The 9,000-nt window shown below is 74.4% G+C and carries 12 protein-coding genes; 6 read left to right on the forward strand and 6 right to left on the reverse strand.

Annotated features, from left to right (window positions below):
• Positions 1–54 precede the first annotated feature (54 nt).
• Entirely contained in the window at positions 55–735 is a 681-nt protein-coding gene (locus D0D28_RS00520) for a FadR/GntR family transcriptional regulator (RefSeq protein ID WP_116109163.1), read from the forward strand.
• Here D0D28_RS00520 and D0D28_RS00525 read toward each other — a convergent pair.
• Positions 721–1,506, reverse strand: a complete 786-nt coding sequence (locus D0D28_RS00525) for a putative protein N(5)-glutamine methyltransferase (RefSeq protein ID WP_116109165.1) — start codon at positions 1,504–1,506, stop codon at positions 721–723. The two genes, D0D28_RS00520 and D0D28_RS00525, sit on opposite strands and share 15 nt — an antisense overlap.
• A 203-nt stretch (positions 1,507–1,709) precedes the next feature.
• On the opposite strand from D0D28_RS00525, the gene D0D28_RS00530 reads away from it, so the two are divergent.
• Entirely contained in the window at positions 1,710–2,636 is a 927-nt protein-coding gene (locus D0D28_RS00530) for a hypothetical protein (RefSeq protein WP_116109168.1), read from the forward strand.
• A gap of 48 nt (positions 2,637–2,684) precedes the next feature.
• On the opposite strand, the gene D0D28_RS00535 is transcribed toward D0D28_RS00530, so the two are convergent.
• Positions 2,685–3,041 (reverse strand): YybH family protein, encoded by a 357-nt coding sequence (locus D0D28_RS00535; protein ID WP_094002974.1) that lies wholly within the window; start codon positions 3,039–3,041, stop codon positions 2,685–2,687.
• Positions 3,042–3,129: 88 nt separating this feature from the next.
• Between D0D28_RS00535 and D0D28_RS00540 the strand changes: the two genes are divergently transcribed.
• The 3 genes from D0D28_RS00540 to D0D28_RS00550 are packed head-to-tail and all read left to right on the forward strand — an operon-like array spanning position 3,130 to position 5,635.
• Positions 3,130–4,008: a LysR family transcriptional regulator gene (locus tag D0D28_RS00540; protein WP_116109170.1), complete on the forward strand. Its 879-nt coding sequence runs from the start codon at positions 3,130–3,132 to the stop codon at positions 4,006–4,008.
• 53 nt (positions 4,009–4,061) lie between these two features.
• Positions 4,062–4,772: a class I SAM-dependent methyltransferase gene (locus tag D0D28_RS00545; RefSeq protein ID WP_116109173.1), complete on the forward strand. Its 711-nt coding sequence runs from the start codon at positions 4,062–4,064 to the stop codon at positions 4,770–4,772.
• 11 nt (positions 4,773–4,783) lie between these two features.
• Entirely contained in the window at positions 4,784–5,635 is an 852-nt protein-coding gene (locus D0D28_RS00550; RefSeq protein ID WP_094002977.1) for a dihydrodipicolinate synthase family protein, read from the forward strand.
• Here D0D28_RS00550 and D0D28_RS00555 read toward each other — a convergent pair.
• Positions 5,625–6,194: a class I SAM-dependent methyltransferase gene (locus D0D28_RS00555; protein ID WP_094003132.1), complete on the reverse strand. Its 570-nt coding sequence runs from the start codon at positions 6,192–6,194 to the stop codon at positions 5,625–5,627. The two genes, D0D28_RS00550 and D0D28_RS00555, sit on opposite strands and share 11 nt — an antisense overlap.
• Positions 6,195–6,273: 79 nt before the next feature.
• Between D0D28_RS00555 and D0D28_RS00560 the strand changes: the two genes are divergently transcribed.
• Positions 6,274–6,858 (forward strand): XRE family transcriptional regulator, encoded by a 585-nt coding sequence (locus D0D28_RS00560; protein WP_094002978.1) that lies wholly within the window; start codon positions 6,274–6,276, stop codon positions 6,856–6,858.
• Here D0D28_RS00560 and D0D28_RS00565 read toward each other — a convergent pair.
• The 3 genes from D0D28_RS00565 to D0D28_RS00575 form a co-directional block, all read right to left on the reverse strand.
• Positions 6,843–7,559, reverse strand: a complete 717-nt coding sequence (locus D0D28_RS00565; RefSeq protein WP_094002979.1) for a trimeric intracellular cation channel family protein — start codon at positions 7,557–7,559, stop codon at positions 6,843–6,845. The two genes, D0D28_RS00560 and D0D28_RS00565, sit on opposite strands and share 16 nt — an antisense overlap.
• 32 nt (positions 7,560–7,591) lie before the next feature.
• Positions 7,592–7,822 (reverse strand): hypothetical protein, encoded by a 231-nt coding sequence (locus D0D28_RS00570; protein ID WP_094002980.1) that lies wholly within the window; start codon positions 7,820–7,822, stop codon positions 7,592–7,594.
• Between the two features lie 74 nt (positions 7,823–7,896).
• Positions 7,897–8,913, reverse strand: a complete 1,017-nt coding sequence (locus D0D28_RS00575; protein WP_430732338.1) for an MFS transporter — start codon at positions 8,911–8,913, stop codon at positions 7,897–7,899.
• Positions 8,914–9,000: the final 87 nt, after the last annotated feature.

The raw sequence follows: 9,000 nt of genomic DNA on the forward strand, positions 1-9,000 counted from the left end.
GGGCTGCTGCTCCGCACGTGAGTCCTCAGACGTCTGCAGTGCTACCGTGCGCCCATGACGGAGCTGCGCCGTGGACCGGTCGTGCCCCAGGTCGCGAGCCTGCTGCGGCAGCGGCTCCGGCGCGGTGACTGGCGGCCCGGCGACCGGCTGCCCAACGAGGTCCAGCTCGCCGCGGAGTTCGGGGTCGGGCGCTCGTCGGTGCGGGAGGCGGTTCGCCTGCTGGTCCAGGACGGGCTCCTGGACGTCCGGCACGGCTCCGGCACGTTCGTCGCCGCCGGGACGGCCGACACCGGCGACGTGCGCCGGCTGGTGCGGCGCGCGCGGGTGCTCGAGGTGTACGAGGTCCGCCGTGCGCTCGAGGTCGAGGCGGCGCGGCTCGCCGCACGGCGGGTCCGGCCCGAGGACGTCGAGCGTCTGCGCGCCGGCCTGCGGAAACGGCAGGACGAGCGTGGCGCGGACCCGGCGGTGTTCGTCGACGCCGATCTCGCCTTCCACCGCGGCGTGGTGGAGCTGTCCGGCAACGCGCTGTTGCTCAGCCTGTTCACGGCCGCGGAGCCGGTGCTGCGCGAGATCCTGACCGACCTGGTTCGCCACGAGACGCAGCTGCCGGACTCCTCCGCCGCCCACGCCGACCTCCTGGACGCCCTCGAACGCGGCGACGCGCGTGCGGCCGTCGCCGCCACGGTCGCCAACCTCGAACCCGTGCTCCGCGGCCTCCGCTCAGCTCCCGCCTAGCCCCCGCCCCCGGCGGGCCACGAGCGCCGTGGCGTCCAGCTCGTCGGAGGTCGCCACACGCGGGACCAGTCCGGCGCCGGTGGCGGCGCGGACCAGTGCCGGCGCCTGGCGTTCGCTCGTTTCGATCAGGAGGTGCCCGCCCGGCGCGAGCCAGGCCGGGGCACCGGCTATGACGCGGCGGGCGATGTCCAGGCCGTCGGCGCCGCCGTCGAGTGCCAGCTGGGGTTCGTGCAGGCGTGCTTCCGGCGGCATCAGCGCGACAGCTTCGGTGGGTACGTACGGCACGTTCACGACCAGCAGGTCCACCCGCCCGCGCAGCTCGTCCGGCAGCGCGGCGTACAGGTCGCCTGCGAACACCGCACCGGGCACGTTCCGGCGCGCGCACCGCACCGCGGCCGGGTCGAGGTCGGCGGCGTACAGCTCGGCGAGGTCGAGTTCCGCGGCCAGCGCGGCGCCCAGCGCGCCGGAGCCGCAGCACAGGTCGACGGCCACCGGACGCGCCGGGGCGAGCCGGACCGCCTCCTCGACCAGCAGCTCGGTGCGCCGCCGGGGCACGAACACGCCCGGTTCGACGTGGATGCGCAGGCCGCGGAACCCGGCCCAGCCGAGGACCTGTTCGAGCGGTTCGCCGGCGATCCGGCGGGCGGTCAGGGTCTCCAGCTCGGCCGGGGTGGCCGCGGCGGCCAGCAGCAGCCGGGCCTCGTCTTCGGCGAAGACGCAGCCGGCGGCGCGCAGGCGGCCGGCGACGACGGTTTCGGAATCGACGGACACGAAAGAGCGCCTTTCACGGGGGAAACGGGCGCTCGCGGCTCACTCGTCGCCGGAGGCGAGCACCCGGGTTGGCGGAACGGAAACGGGTCTCACCTCCTCGGTCGGTCGTGGTGATCACCCTAGCGGAGGCGGCGGGGTACAGCACCGCGGCCGCTCTCGCGCCGGCACGGAACGGTCGGCGCGTCTGAGTAAGATCATCGCGCGTGGACGAGAATGCGCGCCTGAACGTCGTCGTTTTCCAGGTGAACGGCGACGAGGACGATCTGTTGCGGGCAGCGGCGCCGGCCCAGGCCGAGGACGCCATCCGGCAGGCCTGGCGCCAAGTCCAGCGGGAGCGGCAGGTCCAGCCGCCCGACATCACCCGCGTGCACAGCGTCTGGCAGCCCTCGCGGGTGGACCGGATCTTCCTCGCCGCGACGTTTCGCGGTGCCGAGATCACGCACGACTTCGACCGCCCCGCCGACGGCGACTGGGACACAGCCTTCGAAGCCGCCCGCGAGGAGAACACGAAGGTGCAGCTCGAGAGCCTGCGCGACGCGTTCGTGCGGGCCGAATCCGAGGGGGAATGGCTGCCCATCCTCCACACCTACGACGGTCCGCTGAAGCTCTACTACTCGCTGCCGCTGGTGGACGACCGGCTGCACCTCGGCTTCGCCAGGGCGACCGCCACGCCCGAGGGCCGGGTCGGCATGTCCCACCTGCTGAGGAACCAAGCCGATGCCTTGAGCGAGGACGAGTTCCACGAGCTGATCGACGAAGCGGTCGGCAACCTCCGGCGCGGGCTCATCGTCAAGGTCGCCCCGGACCCGGACAAGGGCCCCCTGGTCATCCTGGAGCGCGGCGACAACAGCCTGTGCGCCGCGTCCGCGGTCGTGATGGACGACTTCGCCGAGACTATCGGCGCGCACGTCGGCGAGGACCAGCTGCTGGCGGCGCTGGTCAGCCCGGACCACATCTACGTCGCCGGTGTGAGCTCCGGCTGGGCTCCGGAGCTCACCGAGTGGGTGCGCACCTCGCCCGACACGAGCGGCGACCTGGTGCCCACCCTCCTGCGGGTGGACAGCCACGGCATCCGGGAGATCATCGCCGAGCGGCCGACCGGCCGGGTCCCCGCGAGCACTTCCGTGTGATCCGGCGGGTGAGCCTGCCAGCCGGCCGAGGCCGCGGTGCGGACGACCTCACGCCGGGCGGCGGATCTCCGGCCGGTCGATGATCCGCAGCCAGGTGCCGTCCGGCTGCCGCCGCGCGACCTGCACCCGTCCCCCGGTGTCGTCGGCCGGCTTGGTCGAGCACAGCGCCAGGTCGCCGTAGTAGACGGTCGGCATCGGTTCCTCGACCTGGAACTCACCGCCCTGCTCCACCAGGCGCTCCAGCACCTCCCGGATCGCGTCGCGGCCGACCGTCTGCGAGCCGGGCGGGAACGCCAGCACCGCGTCCTCGGCGTACAGCTCGGCCAGCGCCTTCGCGTCCCGCGCGTTGGCGCGCTCCACGAACATCACGGCCAGATCCTCCGGCCTCCGGGCCTTGTCGATCATGTTTCGCTCCCTTCCTCTCCACCCAGCCTCTCGCCGCACGAGCCAGAAGTCCAAGAGCTGGTAGGTCTCGCTACTAGAATCAGCGGTTATGGAACTGCGGCAGCTCGAGTACTTCGTGACGGTCGCCGAGGAGGGCAACTTCACCCGCGCCGCCGAACGCGTGCACGTGGCCCAGCCCGGCGTGTCGGCGCAGGTCCGGCGCCTGGAGCGGGAGCTGGGGCACGAGCTGCTGGACCGCTCCGGCCGCACGGTCCGGCTCACCGAGGTCGGCGCCGCGGTCCTGCCCTACGCCCGCGCGGCGCTGACCGACGTCGCCGGGGCGCGGCTGGTCGCCGACGAGTTCCGCGGCCTGGTCCGGGGCAAGATCGCCTTCGGGATGGTCACCTCGCACAGCTTCGACGTGCCCGGCCTGCTGGCCGCATTCCACGACGAGCACCCCGGTGTGGAGATCACGCTCGTCGAAGGCCGCTCCGAGCAGCTGGCCGAGGACATCCGCGGCGGGCGCCTGGACGCGGGGATCGTCAGCCTCGCCACCGACGAACGACCACCCGGCCTGGACGTCCTGGTCCTCACCGAGCAGGCCATCACCGCGGCGGTCGGCCTGGACGACGAGTGGGCCGGCCGAGCCGAGGTCCCGCTGGCGCACCTGCGGGACCGGCCGCTGATCAGCCTGCCCGCCGGCACCGGCCTGCGCGCCCGCCTCGACGAGGCCTGCGCCGCGCGGGGCCTCACCCCGCGGATCGGGTTCGAGGCCGGGCACCCCGCGGTGCTGGCCGACCTCGCCGCGCGCGGGCTGGGCGTGGCGATCCTGCCGGAGTCGGTGGCCACGACCCGGCCCGACCTGCACGCGATCACGATCACCGATCCCCCGCTGCGCGGCTGCCTGGTCCTCGCCTGGCGGGCGGCGGGCCCGGTGAGCCCGGCGGCGCGGGTGTTCCTCGGCCGCGCCCGCGCCGCACTGCGCTGAGTACCCGCCCGATGCCGGAAAAGGATTCGCCCGGGCTGGCTAGGGTGAGGACCATGCCCGCCGAGCAGCCCGCCGCCTGGCGGCCGAGCGACACCGAGCTCTTCACCACCCACGGCGACGCGTTCGTGCCGCACCGGCGCGAGCAGATCGCGGTCGTCTGCGACCTCCTCGCCGGCATCCCGGAACCGCGCGTGCTCGACCTGTGCTGCGGTGAGGGCCTGCTCTCCGCGGAGTACTTGCGCCGCGACACCCGGGCCCGCGTCATCCTGCTCGACGGCTCACCCGAGATGCTGGACAAGGCGGCTGCCCGCCTCGCGCCGTTCCCGGGCCGGTGGGAACGGGTGCGGGCGGACATCCACGACCGGGACTGGCGGCGCGGCGCGTTCGGTGGCGTGATGACCTCGCTCGCCGTGCACCACCTCGACGGCGCCGGCAAGCGCGAGCTCTACCGCGACCTGCACGGCATGCTCGTGCCCGGCGGGGTGTTCGTCATGGCCGACCTGGTCGAACCCGCGGGCGCCCGGGCCCGCGCGGTGGCCGCCGAGCACTGGGACCGCGCCGTGCGCGACGCGGGCGGCGACGAAGCCGCCCGGGCGTTCGAGCGCGCGGAGTGGAACTACTACCGCCTGCCCGGCCCCGACCCGCTCGACACGCCCTCCTCGGTCGCCGAGCACCTGACCTGGCTCGCCGACGCCGGGTTCGCCGACGCCGACGTGGTCTGGCTGCACGCCGGCCACGCGATCTTCACCGCCACCCGCCCCTGAGAGGAACCTCCATGTTCACCGGCCTGTCCGCCTTCCCGCTCACCCCGATCACCGGCACCGGCCTCGACACCGCCGCCTACGCCCGGCTGGTCGAGCGCCTCGCCGCGGCCGGGGTCGACTCGATCGGCGCGCTCGGCTCCACCGGCTCCTACGCCTACCTGACCCGCGACCAGCGCGCCGAGGCGGCCAAGATCGCCGTCGGCGCGGCGGCGGGCACCCCGGTGATGGTCGGCATCGGCGCGCTGACCACGAGCGAGGTCCTCGCGCTGGCCGAGGACGCCCAGAACGCCGGCGCGGCCGCGGTGCTGCTCGCCCCGGTCAGCTACCAGCCCCTCACCGACGACGAGGTGTTCGGCCTCTACGAAGACGTCACCCGCGAACTGTCGGTCCCGCTGTGCGTCTACGACAACCCGCGCACCACGCACTTCCAGTTCAGCGACGAGCTGCACGGCCGCATCGCCGGACTGCCCGGCGTGGGCTCCATCAAGATCCCCGGCGTGCCCGCCGGCGCCAAGGCCCGGGTGGACGCCCTGCGCGCCCGCATCCCGGACACCGTCACGATCGGGATCAGCGGCGACCCGTTCGCCGCCGCCGGACTCGCCGCCGGCTGCGACGCCTGGTACTCGGCCCTCGCCGGCACGTTCCCGGACGCCGCCCAGGCGATCATGCGCGATCCCGCCGAGTCGGAGCGCCTGCGACCGCTGTGGGACCTGTTCGCCCGCCACGGCGGCATCCGCGTCCTCGCCGCCGCGGCCACCCACCTCGGCCTGACCGGCGATCGCGTCCTGCCCCGCCCGCTGCGCGAACTCGACGGCCCGGCGCGGGAGGAGGTCATCGCCACGCTGGCGGCGCTCAGCCTGTAGCCCGCCGCGCCCGCAGGACGGTGTCCCGCGTGTACCGGCCGGGTGTGGCGCGCGGCCGGATCTCGTCGACCAGCACGGTCCACTCCGCGGCGAGCAGCGCGGCGATGTCGGCCGGGTGGTAGTAGTCGGCCGGGTCGAACCCCTCGCGCGCGGTCAGCTCGGCGGGATCGTGACTGGTCACCAGCAACGTGCCCCCGGGCGCGACCGCGGCGAGCAGTCCGCGCAGCACGCCGGGGTCGGCCTTGGGCAGCGGGACGTAGTGCGCCGACACCAGGTCGAAGCAGCCCGCGGGTGGCGCCATGGCCGTCAGGTCGGCGTGCATCCACGCCACGCGCCCGGTGTCGTCCGCCGCGGCCGCCCGTTCCAGCGCGACGCGGGAGGCGTCGACCGCGGTGACGTGCCAGCCCCGCCGCGCCAGCCACAACGCGTCGGCCCCTTCCCCGCAGCCCGCGTCCAGCGCCTGCCCCGGCGCCAGTCCGGCGGCTTCGGCGACCAGCACCTCGTTGGGTTCGCCGCTGAACACCCGCTCGCGGCTGCGGTACATCTCGTCCCAGTCCATGACCACCACGGTGCCCCGCACGCCCGCCGGCTGACAAAGTTCTTTGCGGAATCGGCAAAGCCGCGGGCACAGTGGAGAGATGAGCGAGGAGTTCGACGCCGTGCTCGGCGCCGTCGGCCCGCGGCTGCGTGAGCTGCGCCGGCGCCGCGGCACCACCCTGACCGCCCTGTCGGAGGCCACCGGCATCCCGGTCAGCACCCTGTCCCGCCTGGAATCCGGGCAGCGCGCCCCGAGCCTGAAACTGCTGCTGCCGCTGGCCAAGGCCCACCAGGTGCCGCTCGACGACCTCGTCGGCGCGCCCGCCACCGGCGACCCGCGCGTCTACCCGCGGCCCCGGACCCACCACGGCATGACCGTCATCCCGCTCACCCGCAAACCCGGCGGGCTGCAGGCCTTCAAACAGATCCTCCCGGCCGGGCCGTCCGGGCTCGACCCCGATCCGCGCTCGCACGAGGGCTACCACTGGCTCTACGTCCTCGACGGACGGCTCCGGCTCGTCCTCGGCGACCAGGACCTCGTCCTGTCCGCCGGCGAGGTCGCCGAGTTCGACACCCACCTGCCGCACTGGTTCGGCAACGCCGACACCGGCCCGGTCGAGTTCCTGAGCATCCTCGGCCCGCAGGGCGAACGCTTCCACATCCGGGCCCGCTACCGGCCCTCCTGACCCTCCGGCGGGTTGCGCCGCACCCGGCGGCTGCGCCACTTGCTCGCCAGGCGGGAGTGCGGCTGCCACTCCAGCCCGTTGGGCAGGTTCCACCCGAACTTCACGGCCGCCAGCCGGAACGACAACGCCCCGACCACCCCGGCCACGACACCCACCAGCGGGGCGCCCAGGTAGTGGCAGATCACCATCGTGGCCGCGACGGCCGCGGCGACCGTGCCGTAGAGCGCGTTGCCGCCGAACACCGCGGGCACGCGCCGCAGCATGATGTCCCGCAGCGCGCCGCCCCCGACCGCGGTGGCCGTGCCCAGCAGGATCGCCGGCAGCCAGCCCAGCCCGGCGGCCAGCGTCTTCTGCGCCCCGGTGACCGCCCAGAACCCGATCACCGCCGCGTCCAGAGCCGTGAACAGCTTGTCCCACGCGCTCTCGCTGATCGAGATCACGAACGACAGCAGCGCACCGGCCAGCGCGGTCGGCAGGTAGGCGTAGTCGGTCAGCGCGACCGGCGTGCCGTGCTGCAGCAGCGTGTCCCGGATGACCCCGCCGCCGAGCCCGGACACGCTGCCCACCACCAGGAACCCGAACAGGTCCAGCCGCTCGCTCCGCGCGATCGCGCCGCCGAGGATCGCGCAGGCGAACACGCCGGCCAGATCGAGGTAACGCGTGACGTGGTTGATCGCCTCGACCGCCGTTCCACCCGCCATACCGGGCACCCTAGTCCGCAGTGGACGGACGATCAGGACACGGCGAGGCACTCCGCGCAGCGCGGCACCCGCTCGCCTCCGGGCACGTGCTCGATCGCCGTCCAGATGCGCCGCCGCTCACCACACCGCGCGATCCGGTAGCCCAGGTAGGGCTGCTCGTCGGCGAACAGGTGGGCCCGCCGCTCGTCGGCGAACGGGGCCGGCACGTCCGGCACGAACCACGGGAGCGCCTCGAACAGGCTGAGCTGGTCCTTCGCCTTCACCGTGGCTCCTCCACGCGTCGTGCTCCTGCGTGGACGGTACCCGCGGGGTCCGACGAGGATGCGCAGCCGGCCCCTCACTTCCCGGCGGATGCGCGGGGCGTGAGACCGAGCGCGGTGACGGCACCGAGGGCCGTGGCACCGGCGATGAACCACCACGCCGCCCGGAAGCCCGCGCCCGACCCGGCGTCGAGCGTGCCGAGCGCGGCGACCAGGACGGCCACCCCGAGCACGTACCCGAGCTGGCGGCCGGTGTTGACCACGGCGCTGCCGGTCGCCGCCCGGGCGGGTGGGAGGCCCGCCGTCGCGGCGGCGAGCATGCTGGGCAGCGCGAGCCCGATGCCGATGCCGGTCACGAGCCAGCCGGGCAGGATGTCCGTCCCGAACCGCGCCTGCGCGGAGGCGTTGCACGCCAGCATCACCGCGCCCACGCAGAACACCAGGTTGCCCACGGCCACGAGCCGGCCCACCGACAGGTACCGGACCAGCCGCTGGCCGACGACGGCGAAGATCGGGACCATCAGCGGCCCCGGCAGGATCGCGACACCGGTGGCGATGGCGCTGTACCCGGCGACGTTCTCCAGCCACAGCACGACGCTGGGGAACAGCGCCCCGAACGCCGTGCAGAACACCAGCACCGTGACGTTCGCCCAGGCGAAGGCCGGCACCCGGAACAGGGCCGGATCCACGACCGGCGCCGGATGCCGCAGCACGCGCGCGACCAGGAACGCGATGCCGAGCACCCCGGCGCCGAACGCGGCCAGCGTCGCCGCCCCGGCCCAGCCCCACTCGTCGCCCTTCACCAGCCCGAGCGCGACCGCGAGCACGACGGCGCCGAGCGGGTCGGGCAGCCGGGTGATCGAGTCGTCGCGGGACTCGGGCACCAGCCGCAGCGCCCCGGCGAAGGCCACCACACCGACCGGCAGGTTGATCAGGAACACCCAGTGCCAGGACAGCTCGACCAGCGCCCCGCCGGCGACCGGGCCGAGCGCGGCGGCGAACGAGCTGGTGGTCGCCCAGATCTTCACCGCGCCCGCGCGCCGCTCGGCGGGCAGGGCGGTGAGCAGGAGCCCGAGGCTGGTCGGCGTCAGCACCGTGGCCCCGGGGGCCTGCAGCACCCGGAACGCGACCAGCCACCAGAGCCCGGGCGCAGCCCACGCTGGCGAGGGTGAAGACGGTGA

The organism is Amycolatopsis ruanii (assembly GCF_003385175.1).
Classification (GTDB): domain Bacteria; phylum Actinomycetota; class Actinomycetes; order Mycobacteriales; family Pseudonocardiaceae; genus Amycolatopsis_E; species Amycolatopsis_E thermalba.